9 protein-coding genes are annotated in these 21,945 nt (G+C 64.4%); 1 reads left to right on the top strand and 8 read right to left on the bottom strand.

All coding sequences use genetic code 11. The features are described 5' to 3' along the window. Positions 1-32: 32 nt before the first annotated feature. From J2X70_RS17820 to J2X70_RS17785, 8 genes are all read right to left on the bottom strand, one after another. Positions 33-1,349: a hypothetical protein gene (locus J2X70_RS17820; protein WP_193601116.1), complete on the bottom strand. Its 1,317-nt coding sequence runs from the start codon at positions 1,347-1,349 to the stop codon at positions 33-35. Positions 1,350-1,539: 190 nt separating this feature from the next. Further along, a complete protein-coding gene (locus J2X70_RS17815; RefSeq protein ID WP_025873797.1) occupies positions 1,540-1,908 on the bottom strand; it encodes a glycine zipper 2TM domain-containing protein in 369 nt (122 codons plus the stop codon). A gap of 155 nt (positions 1,909-2,063) precedes the next feature. After that, positions 2,064-4,286 (bottom strand): methyl-accepting chemotaxis protein, encoded by a 2,223-nt coding sequence (locus tag J2X70_RS17810; protein ID WP_309911475.1) that lies wholly within the window; start codon positions 4,284-4,286, stop codon positions 2,064-2,066. Between the two features lie 143 nt (positions 4,287-4,429). Continuing rightward, positions 4,430-5,302 (bottom strand): DUF2628 domain-containing protein, encoded by an 873-nt coding sequence (locus J2X70_RS17805; protein ID WP_309911473.1) that lies wholly within the window; start codon positions 5,300-5,302, stop codon positions 4,430-4,432. 63 nt (positions 5,303-5,365) lie between these two features. Then, positions 5,366-6,007 carry a hypothetical protein gene (locus J2X70_RS17800; protein ID WP_309911472.1) on the bottom strand — a complete coding sequence of 214 codons (642 nt, stop codon included), beginning with the start codon at positions 6,005-6,007 and terminating at the stop codon, positions 5,366-5,368. A gap of 441 nt (positions 6,008-6,448) precedes the next feature. After that, a complete protein-coding gene (locus J2X70_RS17795) occupies positions 6,449-6,934 on the bottom strand; it encodes a hypothetical protein (protein WP_309911470.1) in 486 nt (161 codons plus the stop codon). Next, positions 6,934-19,461, bottom strand: coding sequence for a hemagglutinin repeat-containing protein (locus J2X70_RS17790; RefSeq protein ID WP_309911467.1), 12,528 nt, complete (start codon positions 19,459-19,461; stop codon positions 6,934-6,936). The genes J2X70_RS17795 and J2X70_RS17790 overlap by 1 nt, the downstream gene beginning before the upstream one ends. A 21-nt stretch (positions 19,462-19,482) precedes the next feature. Beyond that, entirely contained in the window at positions 19,483-21,159 is a 1,677-nt protein-coding gene (locus tag J2X70_RS17785; RefSeq protein WP_309911517.1) for a ShlB/FhaC/HecB family hemolysin secretion/activation protein, read from the bottom strand. 369 nt (positions 21,160-21,528) lie between these two features. On the opposite strand from J2X70_RS17785, the gene J2X70_RS17780 reads away from it, so the two are divergent. Then, positions 21,529-21,921 (top strand): ribonuclease inhibitor, encoded by a 393-nt coding sequence (locus J2X70_RS17780; RefSeq protein ID WP_218788974.1) that lies wholly within the window; start codon positions 21,529-21,531, stop codon positions 21,919-21,921. Positions 21,922-21,945 lie beyond the last annotated feature (24 nt).

The following is a 21,945-nucleotide window of genomic DNA, read 5'->3' as shown; positions in this document are numbered from 1 at the left end:
GGAGAAATCGACTTAATGCCCTCCGTCCCCTTTTACGGGTCTGGCGCGTACCAGAACGGGATGCTGTACTCGCGACGACGGCTGGGGCCGCGTTCGCCGCCGTCCACGTTCCAGACCAGTCGCAGGTCATGCCGGCCCGGCTTCAGGTCCGCCATCGGCAGATAGCCCACCAGCCCGCGCATGTCCAAGTCGCGGCGTTCCATCGGCACGAAATCGTGCAGGTCGACCTTGCCGCCGTCGAGCTGCACCGTCCACAGCGTGGCCATGCAGTTCACCGCTGCTGTCGCGGCCAGTGCGCCCTGCGCTTCGTTGCGCGCACCACCGGCGCAGCGCTGTCGCGCCACCGGGTTGTCACGCTGCGGGCGATGGGGAATGAACAGGCGCAACCGCGATGCACTGATGGTATCGGCCGGAATCATCGGATAAGGCAGCAACTGGTCGTGCGCCGAGCGCAGCGATTCGTAGTGCGCGCCCAGCATGCCGTGGTTCACTGCCTCCTCGGTCAGCACGCTGTAGCGGTTGAACAGCGAGAACGTCATCGAGCCATAGACCTGCAGGGCGGCGAGCACCATCGCCAGCATCACCGCCGAAATATAGATCACCGTGAACGAGCGGCCGCGCAGGTTGCTCTGCAGGGTCCACTGCATGGTCTGCAGCAGGCGCAGCATGGGTACCCGCTGCAGGCCAGCAAGCACCGACTGCAGTCGCTTCTCCTGCCGTGCCGTGTCCAGGCCCCGCGCGCGACGCCGCGCGATCGACTTTTCCAGCAGCATCGGCACCATCGCCAAACCGAGCAGACAGAGCATCAACACCGCAACGATTCCCAGCGTGATGCGATCGACATCGCCGAAGGCGGCGCCGATGGCCATCGCCACGCCAAGCGAGACAATGGCCACCACCAGCGTGCCGGCCAGGGTCTGCACGCACAACAGCGTGGTCGAGAACAGCATGGTGGCAAGCCGGTCCGCGCGTTCAATGGTGCCGTCGAGGCCGCCGTCGCGCTGCTGCAGGAACGCGCGTGAGAACGGCCCCAGCATCGTCAACCGATCCCAGTCGATACCGTTGGGGAAGTGCGATTTCAGGCCGATCAGGCCGATCCAGTAGCCGCGCACGGCCAAGTGGATGATCAAGGCCACCGCCAGCACGTAGCACATGCCGACGCCGATGCTGAAGGCGAACCACAGCGCCTGGAAATAGACACCTTCGGTATGCAGGCTGCTGCGCGCCCACGCATCGAACAGGTAGCCCGGCACAGCGAGCAGTGCGAAGGCGAGCAGGCCGGAAATGAACAGCTCCAGCTCGTCGGTGCGGTCACGCACGCGGGAGTAGCTGGCTGTCGTGCGAGGCATTGCATCAGCAACATCTGACGGTTCCCGACGGTCTACAGCGCTCGACTTGTTCACTGGCGATTCATCCCTGGAGGTCGGCGCAGTATAGGCATGCGCCCTGCCCCACGGAACCGGTCCGGAAACGGAGAACGCCGGCACAGGGCCGGCGTTCGGGGTACAGCAGTGTGGAAGGGGCTATCGCATGGAGGTATCAGCGATAGACGCGCTCACAACGGCGCTCGACCACGCGGTCGCCAGTCTTCTGCTGATGGTTGCCCTGGATCTGCCGCCCAGCTGCACCGCCTGCCACGGCACCGGCGACGGTCGCCAGCTTCTTGCCATTGCCGCCGCCTACCTGGTTGCCCAACAGGCCGCCGACCACGGCGCCCGTAGCGGTACCGGTGATGCGGTTGGGATCGCGGGTATTGCGCTGTACTTCCACGTTCTTGCAGACCACGCGGCTGCCATCGTTGAACTTGCGCCCTTCATCACGCGGGCCGTAATTCTGTGCGCCAGCAACGGACGAGGCCGCCAGCAGGGTGCCCAGCACCATCAATCGGGTCGAGGTCTTCATGGCCATCTCCTGTGCTCCGGTATGGCGCAAGTGTCTGCCTGCACGTGGCAACTGCAGGTGAAATCCACGTCTCCAGGCGCTCAGCGGCCATCATCGGTTCAGGAAACAAAAATGCGCCCATCGCGACCAGCCATCGCGATGGGCGCCGTCTCCCACCCGGCTTAGAACTCTTCCCACCCACCCGTGTTGGCAGCGAGCGACGGGGCATTTCGCGGCGGCAGGCCGGTCGCGCGACGCACCGGCGGCACGCTTGCAGCGACCGCTGCCAACATCGGACGGACCGCTGCCGCCGCCACCGAAGCGCCGGTGCGGAACACCGACACCGCCTCGGCCAGCAGGTTGGCCTGTTCTTCCATCGACCGCGCAGCGGCGCTGGCCTCTTCCACCAGCGCGGCGTTCTGCTGAGTGGTTTCGTCCATCTGCATCACCGTCTGGTTGACCTGCTCGATGCCCGAGCTCTGCTCCTGCGAGGCTGCAGAGATCTCCGCCATGATGTCGGTCACCCGCTGCACCGAGGCGACAATCTCGCCCATCGTCGTGCCGGCCTGACGCACCAGCGCCGAGCCGTCGGACACCTTGCCCACCGACTCCTCGATCAGGCCCTTGATCTCCTTGGCCGCACCCGCCGAGCGCTGTGCCAAGGTGCGCACCTCGCTGGCCACCACCGCAAAACCCCTGCCCTGCTCACCCGCACGTGCCGCTTCCACGGCGGCGTTGAGCGCCAGGATGTTGGTCTGGAAAGCGATGCCATCGATCACGCTGATGATCTCGGCGATCTTCTTCGACGACGCTTCGATGGCGCTCATGGTGGTCACCACCTGGCCGACCACCTCGCCGCCCTGTGAGGCCACCCCATGTGCACCGATCGCCAGCTGGTTGGCCTGGCGCGCGTGTTCGGCGTTCTGCTTCACCGTGGAGGTCAGCTCCTCCATCGACGCTGCCGTTTCTTCCAGGTTGGCCGCCTGCTGCTCGGTACGCCGCGACAGATCGGTATTGCCGGAGGCAATCTCCCCCGCTGCCAGATTGATGCTGGATGCACTGGCCTGGATACGGCCGACGATGTGGGTCAGCTGCTCGACGGTCGCGTTGCAGTCGTCGCGCATGCGGGCGAACACGCCGTGGAAGTCGCCCTGCATGCGTACGGTCAGATCGCCGCGCGAGATCGCCTGCAGCAGGCTCGACACCTGCACCAGGTTCTCGTCCGTGGTCTGCATCAACCGGTTCAGCCCGGTCACCATGTCGCCGAAATCATGCTCGAAGCGTGTTTCGTCGCCACGCAGGCTGAAGTCGCCCGCGGCCGCGGCCGTGGCCAGCCTGCGGATCTCGCCGTTGATGGCCGACAGACTCGATTTGGTCTCGTCCATGGCCTGGGTGATCGCCGCCTTCTCGCCCGGCAGGCGATCCATGTCCACCGACAGGTCGCCGCGTGCGTAGTGCTTCATCACCTCGATCAAGCGGTTCTGCACCTGCACGTGCGAGCCCACCAGCGCGTTGGTGTCATGCACCATGCGCCCGTAGTCGCCGGGGAAGGCGCTCTCGTCCATGCGATAACCCAGGCTGCCATCATCGTGCTGCCGCGCCATCTCGCCCTGCGCGGCCATCACCGCCTGCAGCTGCCCCTGCATGCGCTGCATGGACTTCAGCAACTGGGTCACCTCGTCGTTGCCCGAGGCATCGATGACGTTGTCCAAGCGACCGTTGGCGATGCCATCGGCCAGCTTCACCGCGCCCGCCAAGGGGCGGGTCAGGCTGCGGGTGATCGCCCACGCGGCCAGTGCGCCGAGAATCAGGCTGAGCACACCGAAGGCGATGGACAGGGTTCCCGTCCACGCTTCCGTGGCGCGGTATTCCTCACGGCTGCGTTCGGTCAGAGTTTCCTGGTGCCGCAGCAGGCTGGAAATCGCTCCATTCCAGGCCGTGGCCAGACCGTGCTCGGCCAGCAGCTCGGTGGCTGCACCATCGTAGTCGCCCGCCTTCATCCGCTCGTGCAATTGTTGAGTGGAGACGTCGGTGGCCTTGCGTGCCGCCGCGATCTGCGCCACCAGCGTATCGCCGGTGGCATCGCGGGGAATTTTGACGTACTTGTCCCAGATGCTGTCGTAGGTGCGGCTCAGTTCCTGCGCCCGCTGGTAATCCTTGTCGAACTCCTCGCCGCGCTTGATCACCATCAGGCGGCGATGCATCAGCACCGCGTTGTTGGTATCGAGCATGTCGTTCAACAACCGCATCTTGACCATGTTCACGCCCACCACTTTCTCGAACTGGGCGGACTTCAAATGGTTTCCGTACAACACCAGGCCGACGATGGCCAGGATGAACAGCAACAGCAGACCGAAGCCGGCGGAAAGCCGGGATCCCACACGGAGGTTGCGTAAGGCGAGCATCTCAATTCCCTTGATCGTGGCCCTATATCGGTGGCGGCACGACCCGGGGAAACTTTAAGAACAGTTATTGAAACAACGCCGCGTTAACATAAACGCGTTCAAGCAGAATCTCACCGTGAGGAACTCAGGCCCGTGGCGGGGAATCAGCCACGCAAGCCGATGACGGTATGGCGGGTGAAGAACCGCATCTTCCCCTCGATCGTAAAGTCCGTGCGCCTGATTTCGCCCAACATCATCTCACGCTGTGCTTCGTCCAGCGTGCAAGGCTCCAGAACATTGGCATCCAGCACGGTACCCGGTGGCGTCAGACGTAGCTCGACAATGCAGACATTGTTGTCCATTGGAACACCCGCCGGCCACGCCGTCATCGCGATCGCACGCAGCTCCTCCTGGTACACCTCCCTCTCCGCATATTCGAGATCCGGGTCCGGCCGGTTCGCCGGCAGGTGCAGTGAAGACTGCCTGGGCGCTGCCTTGGGCATCGAACGAACTGCCAGATTGATCAGGGTGTTCTGTGAGGCCGTTACCGCCAAGGCGATCACCAGAGCGGTGTAGCTGACACCACCGGCCTTCTGCAGTTCGGCACGCCGCCGATGCGCGCCTCCATGCCCGGCAAGCACCTTGCGGGCAATCCTCCGGCAATGAGACAGATACAGGGAATTCGCCAGGATTCCAGCAAGCACGCGGCAGACCACGAAGACGACTACCGCGAACCATGGCAGACCCATCTGAGTGAACGTGGTCATCGCCAAAGGCGGAACGATGAACCAGATCGTGCCCCATACAGGCATGCGTCGGAAGAAGAACCACAATGATGAAAACAGGAACGCCGGCCAATGCCACCGTCTCGGCGCCCTGCCGGCTGCGTCGTCCAGCCTCCAGAAATGGCAATAGGTGGAGAACCGGTCCCCAACCACAATCGCCAGCGCACTCTTTTCACTTGGCTCGTCAGAGGCCGAGTCTGCGCCTCGCTCCGCGCCACCTTCGGCGCTACCGAAAGTGGGCTCGATCTTCATTCGCACTGATTCTTCATCCAAAAACAAGACACCATTGATAATCGCTCGAAAGGCTGAGGAAGGTCAGCGAACTTCCGGCACTTCGGTTTTCGGCGCGTAGACGACACTGACGTAGTACTGCTGACCGGGGGCCTCGGAGACAATTGTCTCAGTGAGGGTTATCGTCGTATCACCACTCACCCATTCGGTCAGCAGCACCGCAGGCTTGTCGCGCGGACGCGCAGACGTTTCGCTTACCCTTTCAGGCCGGCCATGCCGTTCTGCCAGCACCTTCTTCACCCGGTTGCACCTGAATTCCGCACCTTTACCTGCCTTGATCTGCTCGTTGGTTACCGTCGCGGCGCGATCGAGATAGACAGCGCTCAGCGGCCCCTCGATTCCGCGAAGACCGAAGAACGCCACGAAGGAGATTCCGTCGATGGTGTAATCCTCGATGTAAGGGCCGCAGGCTCTCGCGTATCGCTTCAGTTCCGGCTCTTCCTGCTGTTCCTCGGGGCAGGCTCGCGTAGCCAAGCGCTCGCCCAGTGCTTCTTTCAGCCGGGCCTGGGTTGCGCCCCAGGCGACGCCCTCGAAGCCGGATTCGGCAGCCAGCGAGGGATGTGAAGTGAGTGCCAGACTCGCTATGGCGAGAGTTGTCGCCAGCGTCAAGTTACTGCAGAAAGCACGCCGAGCATGGCCGCGATGGTTGAGCGCGTTACTGGACACTTGAACCCTCCACTGGCAAACAATTCAGACACACCCTTTGACATACATCATTGAAAGCACTTGATCAGCAGATTCAGGATTCCCCTCAACATACCTGGAGAACGCCATAGACAAATATGTAGAAAAATCTTCATCGCTGACAATAACCACGTCGGGTTCGCACAGAATTCCATATGAAAACCCTACGCCACAGAAGTGATCATCCGCGTAAAAGCTGTTCAAATTCGGGAAACTACAGTCAACATCATCAGGCCCAAATCCACAACGTTTCGTCAGACACTTCAGCATCTGCACGAACACACCAGCCCATAGATCCAATCCAAACATGTAAATACGACCCAATCAGGATCATTCCGATCCGCCACAACCGATCACTCACGACTACATTCAACCCACTTTACTGCCACCTGGCAGGAAAGCGCTCAGGCAAGCAGAATTCAGCTACTCACATCTAAGCAAGCGACTCCGAACTACTTCGAGCCCTGGTAAAGAAGCAATAGCATCTTCATCGACGACATGAAAACCATCATCCCATCGATATATTATTCCACTACCCCAAAAAACCATCACAAGCCGAAGCAGAAGATTTTCATCCAAATCGTTACCGCCATCATCCAACTCAAAAACAAGCAGCAGCTCACCAGACCCCTTTATCAGCGGAAAGACCCCTTGACCTTTTAAATACTCCTCGAGAGGAGCGCCCCGCAATATTTCAACCCTGATCCAAGGCGCGTCCCCTTGCACCAAACTCCACTCGCTATTAATTTCCCACTTATTAACTTTAAGATCAAGAAAATTACATTCATCAAGACTCTCATCATCCTGAAAGTAGGACACGGGAAAATCACCCCATGCCTGATCAATCAAGAACTTTCTCTCGGGCAACTTCATGCCACCCTTCAAAACAACAATAAATTTGGTTCCCATCACATATTTCCTGTTTCTTGCAGGCGTCTTAGCCCCTTCTCAGCGTTTCTGACAAGCTGATCCCTTGCAGATTTTGGCAATCGCCTGAACGCCTTGTCTATCTGAGGAGCCAAGGGCAATGATAGATCCGGACGGAAGTCTACGAACGAGTCCTTTCCGCCTCCTGACTGGATCTGAAGCTTACCATTCGGCTCGATATCGACCCGAAGCATCCTTTTACGACCGTTTATGACAGCCTCTACAGGCTGACCGATCGTTTCGCTGGCCTTGATTGTTCCACTATTGGTGGAGACGGAAACACTATCGCTTCTAGGCGACTCCCCCACGCGCCTTCTGCTCGAAGCGCTGCTCTTCTGGCCGCCCTCACCAACTGGGTTAATTCCCAAGCGGCCCGTCACAGGCAGCAAACCCGTCTTTCCCGCAGCCGTTGCCCCGGCAATCAGCGCGATGTTCCCCGCAGTCATGGTGAGCGCATATCGATCATCGTCGCTCAGCCCTACAAGGCTGCCGAACAGGTAGCTTCCGCTCGCCAGAGGGCTACCGACCAAGGCATCCATCAGCGCAAAATCACGCCGCTGCCTCATCACCGTTGGCAGGAGATCTTCAGAGCGCCATACCTCCAAGCCGGACCTGATGACAGCCTTGTTGAAGATTGCCTCGTTTTCGCTATCAGCTCTCCAAATGTTCTTTTCGAAGAACGAAAAGTTCTCATCAGTGAACTTCTGCTTATCACGCGAAAGTCCCGAGTAAGGGAATTCGCTTGCCTCGCGAATACCCCCACTGACGAGGGCAATCGCCGCATCCGTGCCGTTCTGCTGCGCATATGCCCCCAGATAAAGCTCCAGATTGTGCTGCTGCACGACAGAAAGAGGCTGGCCGCCGGCAAGCATATTCAGCAGACCATCACTCATATGATCCCCACCGTCGAGATAAATAAGCTCCGCGGATTCCTGTGGCGTCAGTTTTCCCTTCTTAGACTTCTCACGTAGATCTGCCAGCCGCTGCTGATCGTTCTTCCCGAGGAAATTATTCTCAACAGAATTCTTGGCAATCCCAGCATTCAATGCGATTCCGGCCAGATCCTGTCCCGACAACCCACCCGCCAGTGCACCCACCGCCTGCGACAGCGCCAGAACTGCTTCCCTTTCCTGTGGGCTCAGGCTCGAAGGATCCCCGCCGAACAACTTGTCCGTCAGGAACTTGGCAGCAAGCTCACCACCACCGGACGCAAGCGCCCCACTCCCCGCATAGCCACCATTGGCCTCAGCCAACAACGCGCCCAGCAGCGCATGCGACAGCATCTGCATGGCCTCGCTGGGCACAGCACTCTGCTTGTTCGGGTCGAACGTCTTGCCAATCAGTTCAGCCGCATACGGTGCCAGCGCATTGGAACCCAGCTGACCTAGTCCCTGCCCGGACATGCCTCCGACCAGTGCGGTGGTGACAGCCCCCAATGCGCGGCCATAGACACCATCAGGGGCCCACTTTTGCTGGGTCACCAGCGCATCCGCGTAGGATGCATCGAACGCCAGCAGGCGCTTGAACTGCTCGTCCCAAGGAAGGTCATCAAATACCCGTCTTTCTTCGACGCTCAGCCCTTCCCGATACTTGTCGGTGATCTTGTTCGCTCCAGCACTGCCAATGTCGTTGGCGATCTGCTGGCTTGTGGAAAGCACCGTCCCCGCCGCAGCCGCCATCGCCTGCTGGTCCGCCAGCAGCTTGGTGGCATCAGGCATCGCCTCCAGCGCACGATGCGCCGCACTGGCATCGGTGTTGATACCCAGCTCCGCCGCCGTGGTCTGCTTGCCACCGATGGTGATGTTGCCTTCGGTCAGCGTCGCAAGCGTTGAACTGCTGTCGCTGCCGTTCTCCGTCATCGACATGCCTGGGCCACCTCGGGGGGCGGCAGTGCCCGCCTTCGGGTCCCAACCCTTCATCTGCCCGCCTGCGCCACCGCTGATGCTGCCGGAGCTGGCCGAGTAGTCCATCTGGTTCTGCAGATCGCTGAAGGTCAGCGTCTGTGCGGTCAGTTCACTGTTGGCCGCGTTGGTACTGGCAATCGCACCGCCAATCAGGTTCACGTGCCCAGCATCCACGTGATAGCCACCGTTGCCGGCAAACAAGCCACTCTGCTGGCCCACGCCCTGGTAGCTGCCCTCTGCCTTGCCTGCGCTGGCGTAGCCATCGGCATTCCACGCATTACCGAAGGCCACCTGCACGCGCCCACCCACCTGGCCGTTCTTGGACATGCTCTCGGCAATGTCCTGCAGCGATTCGATCATCAGCGTGCCGCCGGTCTTGACGTCGATGCGATCGGCCGTGGCGGTCGCGCCACGCAAGGTGGTATCACCCTCAGCCTTCAGCGAGATGTTCTGGCCGGTCAGCCTGGTGTTCTGCCAGGTATTGCTGTCCGAGTTCGCCTTGCTGCTGCCCACGCTGGCTTCGGCATACACATACACGCCTGTCTGCGCGCCCACGACAACGCCAACGCCCACTTCGGCGCCGGCATTGCTGCTCTTGCTGCGGTCTGCCACGTGTGCCTTGCCCGCTTCCAGCAGGATGTCGCCGGCCGAATCCAGGCTGAGCGTGTTGCCCGCGCTCAGGTTGCCCTGCACCACGTGGATGTCGCCCGTGGTGCTGGTCAGGTTGACGTTGCCGCCGCCCTGGATGGTCGAGCCGCGCGAGACCGTGCTGCTGCCATCGGCACTGCTGTTGGCCGTCTTGAAGCCGATGCCAGCCTCGGCACGGAACAGCTCGCCGCTGCCCGTCACGCCATCGCTGGCGAGCCCCCTGATCGCACTGGCCGCTTGATACGCGTTGGCGCCGGCGGCCATGCCCTGCATCTTCTGCAGGCGGTCATCGGACTGACGGGCCGCGTCCACGTTGTTGATCAGGTCGATCAGCGGCGACTTCACCCGTGCGAACACGCCGATCTTCAGGTCCTTGTCGCTCTGCGAGTAATGACCGCTTTCATCGGCGGTCAGCAGCTCGATCTCGGCGGCAGTGATGTTCACGTCCTTGGCGGCCACCACGTTGCTGGCCGTCTGCGTGTACTTGCCGCCAGCCGTCAGGTTCACGTTGCCGCCCAGGCTGCCGATGCTGCTGGCCACCTGTGACACCTGCGCGCTGTCGTCCTGGTGCTGCTCGCGGTGCCAGCCGGAGAACTTTTCGGTATCGGAAATCTGTACCGAACCGATCGCCTTGCTGTCCGACGTATTGGCGTTGCTGACCGTGTCCTGCCCGCTGCGCACCAGCAGATCGCCAGCCGCACGGATGTTCACGTCCTTCTCGGCGGCGATGTTGGCCGCGGTCAGGCTGATGTCGCCCTCGGTGGTGGCCATGCGCACGCCACCTCCCACCGACAACTGAGTGCCGGTGATGGTGTCGCTGCTGCCGCTGCCGTCGCTCTGCGAGTTGTTGGTACCGAACGGCAGGCCACTGGTGTTGTTGGCCAGGCCCCAGCCCTTGCCGCGGCTGCTGCTGTCGCTGCGCTCGGTGTTGTGGGCCACGTCGAACACGATGTCCTTGGTGGCCAGCAGCACGGCATTGCCCTCGGCCGACATCTGCGTGCCCTGGCTGAGGATCGAGCCCCCGTTGGCAATCAGCGTTAGGTCGCCACCGGCAGCCAGCTGGCTGACACGCGCGTCACTGGTCGAATGGCTCTGCTCGCTGTTGGACCGCTGGCTGCCGGCGGTCACCACGGTCGACGTGGTGGCCGCACGCAGGCCGGACGCCGCACCTTCAGCGGTGCGGGTGATCCGCCCCATCGCCGAGCCACTGTCGGCCATGCCGTCGGTGGTCGAGTCGCGGGCGCTGCGGTAGGCCTTGGTCGGGTCGTAGGTCACGCCCACCGAGAAGCCGCTGGACTTGCTCGCCTGGCTGGATTGGCTGTCCGTGGTGTCCTGCCGCGCCAGCAGCGCGATGTCCTTGCCCACCAGCGTCAGGTTCTCGCCAGCGGCGACGTCCGAAGCGGCAATGGTCAGCTGGTTGCCGGCATTGATCAGCACATTACCTTCGCGTGAGGCGATGGCCGAGCCGACCTGAGTGGTGGACTGCTCGGCGTTGGTGCTGCTGTTCTTCGCGCTGCTGTAGCCCACCGACGCCACGCCGTTGCCAAAACCTCCGGTAATGCCGGATTTCTTTTTGCTCTCGCTGGACTCACTGCTGTGATGGTCCTCTGCGGCGGTGATCAGTACATTGTTGCCCGCTCCAAGAATAACGTTGCCAGTGGCATCGACCACCGCACCGACTGCGGTCAGATCGCGACCGGCAGTGATGTTGATGCTCTCGCCCTGGATCGCCGTGCCGATGGCATAGCTGTCGCTGTTGTCGACGCTGCGCGTGGTGGTGGTGCTGGAGAGCGTCTTCTTTTTCTTCTCGTAGCTGTCCAGACTGTAGTCGTGCGTCTCGTTGGCCGAGAGCAGATTCACGTCGCGGCCAGCGACTACGCTGACTGCGCCATCGCTGCTGTCGACCAGTGCGGCGGTCAGGTTCACGTCGCGGCCAGCGCTCAGCAGTAGATTGTCCCCTGCCTGCAGCGTGCTGCCCCGCACCGTTTCATCACTCTGACTGACCTGCAGCGAGCTGCGCTTGCCCGCATTGGCGAAGTCGCGGCTCTCACTGTCCACCAATGCCTGGCTGTTGATGTCACCACCGGCCTGCAGCGCCAGTCCACCACCGGCCTTGATCTGCGCGGCGGCCAGGTTGATGTCCTTGCCAGCAGCCAGCACTACATCGCCACCACCCTGTACCGACGTGGTAGCGTGCGTTGTCTTGTTGCTGCGCTGGTGGTTGCGGTCATCGAAGGTGGCATCGCGGCGCTCGTCCAGCGCAATAGCGCCGACATCCAGATTCCCCCCTGCCGCCAACTGGGTAAGACCATCGATGCCGGCATTGCGGATCTGCGCGGCCTGCAGGCTGATGTCACCGCCGGCCACCACCGACAACATGCCGTCGCCGCTGGGGTTGGTCACATACAGGCCGGCGACGCGATCGATGCGGTTGGTCTCGTATTGGTAGGTACCACCGCCCCGCTGTGTTTCCACCGTGGAGGCCACCGTGACATTTCCCGCCGCCTGCACCGACAGCGCATCGGTCGCCGTCACGGATGCACCGGCAATGCGGATGTCCTTGTCCGACGCCAACCCGACGTATTGGCCGGAGATGCTGCCGCCCAGGTGTTCGATGTTGCCGGCATCGATGGTCACCAGCTTGCGGCCAGCGATGTCACCGGTGTTGACCAGGCCATTGGCCAGTTTGATATCGACATTGGCACCGGCCAGCAGTGCGCCCTGCCCATCCAGGTCACCGGGACGCAGGCGCAGGTAGACCTGCGGCACCAGTGCGGTGGTGGTACTGCCGTCGGCCAAGGTCACGGTCTGCTCGACGAGCCAGACAATGTCACTGGTCAGCTGCGCCATCTGCGCCTCGGTTAGCGCCACGCCCGGGCGCAGGCCCCATTCGCTGGCCACGGTAGCGCCGGCTTCCAGCAGCGCGCGGTACTGCGCCTCATCGCTGGCGTAGCCGTCCAGGAAGCGGCGGCCGGTCAGCTCGCCGATCTGCTCGCGCACCAGCTTCTGTTCGTAGTAGCCGTCACCCAGCCGCTTCTGCACGGTATCGGGCGAGTAGCCCATCTGCCCCAGCAGGTGGTCCGAGCTCAGCCACGTCTTGTGGTCGGTGAAGCGCGGATCGGTTTCAACCAGATAGTTGCCACCGTTGCGGTTGACGTTGAACAGGCTGGCCGTGGGTGCGCGGGTGTCCGGCGCGCCCATCGCGATGCGGTCCGGCGAGCCGCCGGCGGCGGCGACCACGCGCGAACCGGATGCGGCGCCATTGCCGGCGATGCCCCCGACCGTGCCGCCCTGCTGCGTGCCGGCGGCATCGGCCGCCTGCGCCAGCACGCGTTCCGCCCCCGTCCCTCCGCTATGGCCCGGTCCCTGCGCACCGTTATGGCCAGGGCCGTCCGGCAGCGTCTTCGGCCCCTGCGCGTTGAGGTTGGCCATTGCCGCGCCATCCTGCACGTTGGGTGCGTTGCGCCCCTGGTTGAGGTTGCTGAGATCGCCAACGTCGATGGTCAGGGTGCCGCCGCTGGTGATGCTGCCGCCGATCTTCCCGGTCACTTCGGAGATCGCCGGGTTGCTCCAGGTGACGAGGTCGCCGGAGAAGGTATGCCCCACGTTGTTGAAAGCATGGGTGCGATACAGCGTCGCAGCCAGGTTCTCCACCTTGGCGGTGCCACCCAGGCCAACGATGTCGAGATTGCCGCCGGCGGCGATGCTGCCGTAGTGATTGCGCAGATCATCGGTACGCAATCGCATTGCACCACCGGAGCGGATGACCGCATCGGCGCCTACGCCTGGCCCCAGAGTATCCTCGGTCACCGTCTGCGTGGCGATGCGGTACTGCTCGTTACTGCTGACGTTGTTGCCGCCGGAGCCGCGCGGATTGGTCAGGTGCTGATCCGGGGCATAGTCCTTGTAGGTCCACAGCTGCACGCAGTTGGTGGTGCAGGTGCCATAGGCCGGTGAATAGGTCAGCTTGTCATCGACATAGCGGAATGCCGGCGAATCCGGGTGCAGATGGGTCAGCTCGGCAAAGGGATCGTCGGCGCCACTGCCGGCCTGGTCCGGGTTGGCCTGGTTGTCCTGGCGCCCTACGTAGTACAGCACCACGGTGCCATCCTGCAGGTTGAGGCGCGAACGCTCACCCAGCGCGGCATACAGGCCGCCACGTCCAAAGAAGTACGCGCTGGTCTGCGCGGTAAGGCGCACCACCGCCCGGTGTACGGTGAAGCCGTCGGGGGTGATGTGCGGCGTATCTTCCAGGATATCGGCCGGGTTGAGGTAATAGACCTCCTGGGCGATGTAGTGGCTGGTACTGCGGATGTTCTCGGTGCCGTTCTTGCCGTTGCGCCACCATGCAGGACGATCCATGCGCACCGGCGCGTTCACCGTGGTGGTCTGGGTGATGACCACGTTCTCACGGATGTTGTTGATCGCGCCCGCATCGATCGCCAGGTTGCCACTCACATCAATGATCGAACCGATGTTGTCGATCCTGCCGGCCGTGCCCGCAGCAATGCGATCAGCCCCCAGCGATCCACCGATGGCCGCGTCGCCGCCGCTGTAGATCAGGCCCTTGCCGGTGTTCTGCAGTTCGCGCACGCCCAGGTCCAGGCGCTCGCGCGCGGCCATGGTGCCGACGCGGGTGGCACCGTTGGCATCCTCGGCATGGTTCTTCAGCACGCCGGCCGAGATCGCCACGTGGTCGCCATAGATGCGGCCGGTGCCAAGGTTGTCCAGCACGTCGGCTTCGAGGTGGGTCACCTTGCCGTCGATCAGGCCGCGATTGGTCAGCTGGCCGCGTGCATTGAGATGGGTGATGCCTTCGCTGGAGATCTCGCCGTTGGCCGCGTTGGTGATGTTCTGCGCGTTGAGATCGAGGTTGCCGCCACGCAGTACGCCCTGGTTGTCCAGGTCGCCGGACAGATGCAGGGCCAGCGTGCCGTTGGCCACCCATTCACCGCGGTTGCTCAGGCCCTGCTGCAGGGTCAGGCTCAAGTCGCGCTGGGCGTGTACCTGGCCGTCCTCGCTGAGCGCGCGTGCCACCAGGGTCTGGCTGCCATCGGCCCGCAGCAGGCCGCCACTGTTGGCAACGCTGTCGGCACTGCTGTCGAGGTTGCCGCCGGTGGTGATGACCCCCCCGTTGTTCTGCAGCTGGCCGTTGACCTGCAACCGCGCGCCGCCATCGGTGACGATCTGTCCCTGGCTGTTGTCCAGCCACTGCGTTCCGAACTGCAGCTGGCCTGCCTGCAGGCCGCGGGTGCCATCGCCGCCGCGGGTGTTGCGGTTGTCGACGCTGGCTGCGGTGAGGGTCAGCAACTGGCCGGCGGCGATCGCGCCGGCAGTGTTGTCCAGGTGCCCGCTCAGGGTCAGGTCGAGATTGCGCCCGGCCTGCAGGCGCCCGGCGCCGTTGGCCAGCGTCGTCGCCTGCAGCGACAGGCCCGCCGCGCTGGCAAGCGTACCGCCGGCGCTGTTGTCGGCACTGGCCAGCACCAGCCGCGCATCGCCCTGTGCGTTCAGCGTGCCACCTCGGTTGTCCAGCGCACCAGCGTCCAGCTGCAGTGTGCCCGCCGCCAACAGGCCACCACTGCTGGCGGTGTCCCGGTTGTCGATGGTCTGCCCTGCGGTATCGATGCGGAGATCGGCGGCCGACTGCACCCGGCCACCCTGGTTGAGCAGCGCGCCACTGTGCACCGTCAGCGCACCCTTCTGCGTACCCAGCGTACCTGCGCTGTTGTCCAGCCGCTGGCCGCGGGTATCGACGGTCAGCTGCCCACCCAGCAGTGTGCCGCGCTGGTTGTCGAGGCCAGTGGCCTGCAGCTGCAGCAGCTCGCCGGCCTGCATCGCGCCATCGCTGTTGTCCACGCCTGCAACCGTGGTCAGCAGCAGGTCTTTACCTGCCACCACCGTGCCATGCCGGTTGTCGAGGCTGGCAGCGTCCAGCGTCATCGAACCAGTGCTGGACAGCAGGCCCTGGCTGCCGTTGTCGAGGCGACCGTCGATGCCCAGTACCAGCTCGCTGCCACCGGCGTGGACGGTACCGCCGAGGTTGTCGAGGCTGGCGGCATTGATCGTGCCCGCGCCACCCAGCAGGATGCGCCCGCTCTGGTTGTCCAGTGCCTCGCCGATGGCCAGGGTGGAACGGCCGCTGCCGGCGCCCTGCAGGGTGCCCTGCGCATTGATCAGCTGCCGCGCGGAAACGTCGAGCACACCATTGCTGGCCAGCGAGCCGCCGCGATTGTCCAGCAGCCCCTGCACCCGCAGGCGCAGTGCTTCTTCGCCGGTGGCAGTGAGCGCACCGCCGGCGGTGGTCAGGCTGTCGGCAGTGACGTCGATGCGGCGCGCCGAGGTGGTCGCCTTCGACAGGTCAAGCGTTTTGCCCTCCAGCACCAACGTGCCATTGCTGAGCACGCTGCCACCCGCACCCAGCAGGGTCTGTGCGAGCACCTGCAACTGGCCGCTGCCGGCGTGCTGGATCTTGCCTGCGCTGTTGTCCAGCGTCTGCGCCTGCAGCGTCAGGTCACCATTGCTGGCCAGCGTACCGCCGGCATTGCCCAGCGTGGTGGCATGGATGCGGCTGGCACCCTCGCCACTTGCGATGATGCGGCCGCCGGTGTTGTCCAGCGTTCCGGCCTCGAGGTCGAAGCGGTCAGCCCCCAGCGTTGCGTCGCGATGGTCTACCTCATCCGCGCGCAGGGTCAGCGTAGCCGCAGAGACCAGCGTGCCCTTGCTGCCATCCAGGCGGGCCGTGGTGATATCCAGGCCCTGGTTGCCGGCCTGGCGGATGGCACCGGCGGTATTGTCCAGCTGTGCGGCAGTGAGGGTCAGCCGGTTGGCATTGCTGGCGATGGTGCCTTCATGGTTGTCCAGCGTACCGTCGACCTGCAACGTGCTGCCGGCTGCACCGGCAGCACTGAGCGTGCCCTTGCGGTTGAGCAGTTCACCGGCCTGCACGTCCAGCGCGCCGTTGCCAGCGATCGTGCCGCCGCTGTTGTCCACGGCCTGCGCCACGCGCAGCTGCAGTGCATCGCTGCCGGTGGCGCTCAGGTTGCCGCCGGCGTTGTCCAGGCGTTCGGCATTGATCGCGACGCGCTCGGCCTGGGTGGTGCTGCCGGCACCCAGCACCAGCTCGCCGCCCTCAAGCGTCAGCGCCGACTGGCTGAGAATCCGGCCCGCCGCGCCCTGCAGCGCATCGGCACGGATCTGCAGCGTGCCACTGCCCGCGTGCTCGATTGCACCGCTACGGTTGTCCAGCCGCGCCGCCTGCAGCAGCACGTCGCCCGTGCCGGCCAGGCGGCCGCCGTTGCTGTTGTCCAGCAGTTCGCGGGCCTGCACCTGCAACAGGCTGTTACCCGCCGCAAGCACCTTGCCGCCCTGGTTGAGCAGGCTGCCGACGTGCAGCTGCAACTGGCCGTTGCCAGAGATCGCACCGGCGCTGTTGTCCAGTTCGTCGCGCACGGTCAGTGTCGCGCCCTGGCTACCGGCCGACTGCAGCGTGCCCTTCTGGTTGTCGATGCGGCCCGCATCGATGCGCAGGCCCGCGTTGCCAAGCACCTGCCCGCCTTGGTTGTCGAAGGTGCCACGTACATCCAGCGCCAACTCGGAATTGCCGAGCGACACGATCTGGCCACCGGCGTTGCGCAGGCCGTCGGCCTGGATCTGCACGCTCTGCGCCGAGGTGGTGCCGCCACTCACATCCAGCTGGCCACCGGTCAGCGACAGGTCACCGTTGCTGAGCAGGCGGCCCTCGCTGCCACGCAGCGTATCGGCGTGTACACGCAACGCGCCGTTGCCGGCCTGCTGCAGCAGGCCCTTGCTGTTGTCCAGCGTCCCCGCCGAGACGGTCAGCTCGCCATTGCCGGCCACGGTGCCACCAGCACTGTTGTCCAGCGTACCGGCGCGCAGCATGCTGCCCTGGTTGCCCAGCGACAGCAGGCTGCCGCCGCGGTTGTCCAGCGTGCCGGCGACGATCTGGAACTGCGCTGCAGTGAGCGTGCCATTGCGCACGTCCGCATTGCCCACCGTCCAGTCCAGGCGACCGAGCGTGCTCAGGCGACCGCCGGCACCGGTCCAGTCGCCCGTGGTCAGCAACAGGCCGCCGTTACCGGCATGCTCGATGCGGCCACCGGCGTTGAAGACCCGACCTGCCCCCAGCGTCAGGCGCTCGGCATTGGTCGCCAGCAGGCCGCCCTCGTTGTTGAACGCGCCTTGCACTGTCCATGCCGACTCGGCACTGCCGGCATGGCGCAGCTCGCCTGCCCGGTTGTCCAGCGACTGTGTCTGCAGCTGCAGCGCACCGGCCACACTCAGCGCGCCCTTCTGGTTGGACAGCGTGCCCAGCTGCAGCGCTGCGTCACCGTGCACCTGCAGTGTGCCGCCATCGTTGTTCAGATCGCCCGTGGCGCGCAGCGAGGCCACACCAAGGCGGCCTCCGCTGTTGTCCAGGCCATTGCCCGCAACCAGCGATACACGACCGCCGTTGCTGATGCCGCCGCCGTCGTTGTCGAGCGTGCCGGCGATGTCCAGCACACCGGCGGCCAACGGAACAGCCGGCGTCACCGGCGTACCGCCGCCAGTGCCGGTACCCGGTGTACCCGGGGTACCCGTGCCGGGCGTGCCGGTTCCGGGTGCACCGGTCCCTGGCGTTCCGCCGCTTCCCGGCGAGGTGCCACTGGGGGTACCGCCGGAGCCGCCCGACGCCACCGCATCCAGCGCACCGATCAGGCCTTCGCTGCGATTGCTCACGCTGCCTGCGGTGAGGCTCAACGCCTGCACGCCGGTCTGCTCGATGGCACCGCCACGGTTGCGCAGGGCCTGTGCCTGCAGCTGCAGGCGCTGTGCATTGAGCTTGCCGCCGCTGTTGTCCAGCGTGCCACCGGAGGTGATCGCAGCTTCATGCGTGGCAGCGATGGTGCCGGCATTGGCCAGATCGCCGCTCGCCTGCACGCGCACGTTCTGCAGTGACTGCAGCGCGCCGGTGTTCTCCAGCCGGCCGTCCACCGTGACCACGAGTTCGCCGGCCTGGGCACCGATGCTGCCGGCATTGCGCACGCCCACGCCGTGTTCATTGCCGACCAGCCAGATCTTGTTGGCGAACATGCCGCCCAGCGCGCCCACGTCCAGCGCAAAGGTCGGCGCTTCGCCGCTGGCCGTCGCAGCGTTGACCTGGCTGTGGTCGGCACTGACCACGTTGTTGCCGAGGGTCGCCTGCAGCTGGTTGGCCCAGATGCCGGCGTTGACCTTCAGCGATCGGGTGATCAGGTCGGTGTAGTCGGCGCGGCTGGCATCAAGGCCATCGCCGTTGACCTCGATTGCCCCACCACTGACCCGATAACCTTCCAGCGAACCGCTGCCGCTGAACACCGGCGTGCCGGTGGTGAGCGTGACGCGGCTGGCATTGAGGAAACCGCCACCGTTGACCTGGATGCCGGCAGGATTGGCGATGATCACCTCGGCGCGCTGTCCGGCCACTTCCACGTAGCCATTGAGCCGGCTGGCCGGGCCGTTGACCTCGTTGAGGATGACCCGGGCGCTGCCGGTGGCGAGCCACGGATTGCCCTGCACCCAGCCACCCAGCTGCGTCTGCACCTGGCCACGCGCGTTGTTGAGGATCACCCCCTCGCGGCCGACATCGAACTGCGAGTAACGGTTGCGCGAAACACCACCGGCCGATGGCGTGGTGATGTTGACCATCGGCACACCGTTCGGCGCGGTGACCACGGTGGGGCGCTCACGGCCGGGCGCGTTGGGATCGGACACGATGTGGCCGACCGATTGCGCTGCAGCTACGGGCGCCAGGCTGACCCATCCCAACGCGCACATCAGCGCGAAGCCGAGCGGCGACACGGCTGCCGTCTGCCGGCCGGCGACCTGGCCGACCAGGCCGCCACCGCCTTTCACCAGTTCCGAAGCGACCTGCCACACGCGCAGCGCGCGGTTGAAAACCAGGCGATAGATGCTGTTCATTTCACGAATCCTTGTGCCAGATCAGTAGCGCCACGCCAGGCTGAAGCCGAAGGTGGTGTAGTCAGTCGGGAAGTTGGAGGGCTTATGCAGGGCCGAGCCCACGAAACCGTCCCAGGAAAGCTGCTGCCAGCCGCCGCGCAGGCCCAATGCCATGCCGGCCAGATCCCGGCCGGATTGCCATTGCGCCGATGGCCCGCCGATGCGGCCGTAGTCGGCGGCGACGTAGAACTCCTGGCCTCCGCCGATACCCAGCGACAGGTCGTTGCGCAGCGACCAGCCACGCTCGCCGCTGAGCGAGCTTTCGCCGTCGAAGCCACGCACCGTGTAGCGGCCGCCGATCGCAAAGCGATCCTGTGGCGACAACGGTGTGCGGTTCCACTGCGCGCGCCAGGCAGCGGTGTAGCGCAGGCGCTGCTTGCCCAGCTGGAACGGCACGCTGAACTGCGCGTCAGCCGTGATCACCTTCATCCGCGAGGTGCCTTCCAACGGCAGGGTCGGATCCCACGCCTGGGCCATCTCTTCCGGAGAGCGCAGTGCATGGAAGGCGCCGGTGCCGCGCCGGTATGCCAGCGTGGCATCAAGCGTGGCCGCACCGATGAACTGCTTGTGGGTCAGGCCGAGCTCCCAGCCCGAGGTACGGCGACGCTGCACCTCGATCTCGGTATCGTCGATGTAGTTCTTCGACGTGCGCTGCCAACCGCGGCCGTAGATGCCCAGCTTGGTCTTGGCATTGCGCAGCAGCAGGCGATCCACGCGTGCCTCGGCGTTGCCGCTGCGGCCGCTGTAGTCATAGCTTTCGTACGCGCCCACCACGGTCTGGCTGTAGTCGTAGGCACTGGCCGTGGCGCCGAACAGCCAGTAGCCGTAGGGCACGTCGTAGTGCGCGGTCCAGCTGTTGGTTTCCTTGCCTTTGCCATTGAACACGCCGCGCCCCGCGCTGACGTAGAACAGCTCGTTCAGGCCCAGCGGGTTGTCCAACGACAGCGTGGCGTTGGCCTGCAGCTTGCCGGTGCCCTGGCTGCCTGCATCGTCCAGGGTCAGGCTGGCACGCACCGGCGAACGCTGTTTCCAGTCGATGTTCAGGTCGCTCTGCCCGGGCGCGGCGCCTTCGCCGTCTGCAGGTGCGATCTTGATGTCAGCAGTGACGGTGGGCACGCGCTGCAGGTTCTCCAGCCCCTGCTCGATGTCGCGCAGGTTCAACAGGTCGCCACTGCGGATCGGCAGCGCATTGGCGATGGCCGGATGCCGCCCATCCGCCTCGGTGAACACCGCCTCGCGGAATCGCCCGGGCACCACCGACAGTGTCAGCGTGCCGGTATTCAGATCCTGCGGTGCCGACAGCACGCGGGTGGTGACATAGCCGCGCGCGATGATCGCGTTCTGTACGCGCTTCATCACCACGTTGATGCCTTCAGTGCCCAGGCAGCGGCCGCTGGCGGGATCTTCGCGCGGATCGGCTGCAGCCAATGCCCACTGGAAGCCCTTGGCACCCTCGCCGTCCAGCACGATGCGGTCGATGCGCACGCAGGGCTGCTCCTGTGTCGGCAGGCGCTCACCCTGCTCACCCTGGCTGCTCTCCAGGCGTACATCGGGCCGGCTTTCCTGCTGCTCGCGCAGCACGCGTTCTCGTTCCTGCTGGCGCAGCAGCTCCTGCGCGCCCGGGTCACCCACCTGCTGGGCAGCGACACTGAAGGCCATGCCCAGAAGCACCAACCCTCCACCACTGCGGCGCGCACCGCGCACAGACATCTTCCTTGCTTGCACAATCAATTCCACGTGTTGATGCCACGCGTCAGCGGTCCTGCTCCCGGAAAGGAGAAGGGCCAACCCAATGGCTTGAATCGAGGTTCGCCGGGGGTATGCAACGGCATGCCACCGCGCCCGACGCGAAGTGGCGCATAGGCTATCGGCCGCCCGAAGGATTTCTACAGGAAAATTTTCAAATGCCCAGGACTACGGGACAGAACACCGCAGGCAGAGATCCAGAGTATGCGTACGCACGCGCCACGTCGCAAAGCAACGGCGTTCAGCACAACGCCTTTCGCCGGCCCACGCTACAGTCGGCGCATGACCGTATTCCTGCAGATCGAAGGCACCGCCATTGTTGATATCCCCAGCCTCTATGCGGAGATCAACCGGGTATTCATGGCCAGCGAAGCCTGGCAGCTCGGGCCCAGTCTCGATGGGCTGGACGATCTGCTGTACGGCGGTTACGGCGCGCTGGCCGGGCACGAAACCGCCACGCTGGTCTGGCGCGACATCGACCGCAGCCGAGAGGCACTGGGATTGGAGGCCACGCGCGCGTGGCTGGAAGACAAGCTGCGGCAGCCGGGTACGTTCAATGCCGAAACCATCGGCCGCCAGCTGGACGCCCTGCAACGTGGCGAGGGGCAGACCTACTTCGACATCGTGATGGATATCTTCGCCAGCCACCCGGACATCACCCTGGTACAGGCCTGAGGCTGCCACGCCTGCTGCCGACGC

This window comes from Stenotrophomonas sp. 1337 (assembly GCF_031455455.1).
Classification (GTDB): Bacteria; Pseudomonadota; Gammaproteobacteria; order Xanthomonadales; family Xanthomonadaceae; genus Stenotrophomonas; species Stenotrophomonas indicatrix.
Note: the sequence above shows the minus strand (reverse complement) of the source record. Positions and strands in the feature narration are given on the sequence as shown.

Coding starts and splice junctions, on each gene's coding strand:
- J2X70_RS17780 (WP_218788974.1), top strand. CDS start 21,529: ATGACCGTATTCCTGCAGATCGAAGGCACCGCCATTGTTGATATCCCC.
- J2X70_RS17810 (WP_309911475.1), bottom strand. CDS start 4,286: ATGCTCGCCTTACGCAACCTCCGTGTGGGATCCCGGCTTTCCGCCGGC.
- J2X70_RS17795 (WP_309911470.1), bottom strand. CDS start 6,934: ATGGGAACCAAATTTATTGTTGTTTTGAAGGGTGGCATGAAGTTGCCC.
- J2X70_RS17815 (WP_025873797.1), bottom strand. CDS start 1,908: ATGGCCATGAAGACCTCGACCCGATTGATGGTGCTGGGCACCCTGCTG.
- J2X70_RS17820 (WP_193601116.1), bottom strand. CDS start 1,349: ATGCCTCGCACGACAGCCAGCTACTCCCGCGTGCGTGACCGCACCGAC.
- J2X70_RS17805 (WP_309911473.1), bottom strand. CDS start 5,302: ATGAAGATCGAGCCCACTTTCGGTAGCGCCGAAGGTGGCGCGGAGCGA.
- J2X70_RS17785 (WP_309911517.1), bottom strand. CDS start 21,159: ATGGCCTTCAGTGTCGCTGCCCAGCAGGTGGGTGACCCGGGCGCGCAG.
- J2X70_RS17790 (WP_309911467.1), bottom strand. CDS start 19,461: ATGAACAGCATCTATCGCCTGGTTTTCAACCGCGCGCTGCGCGTGTGG.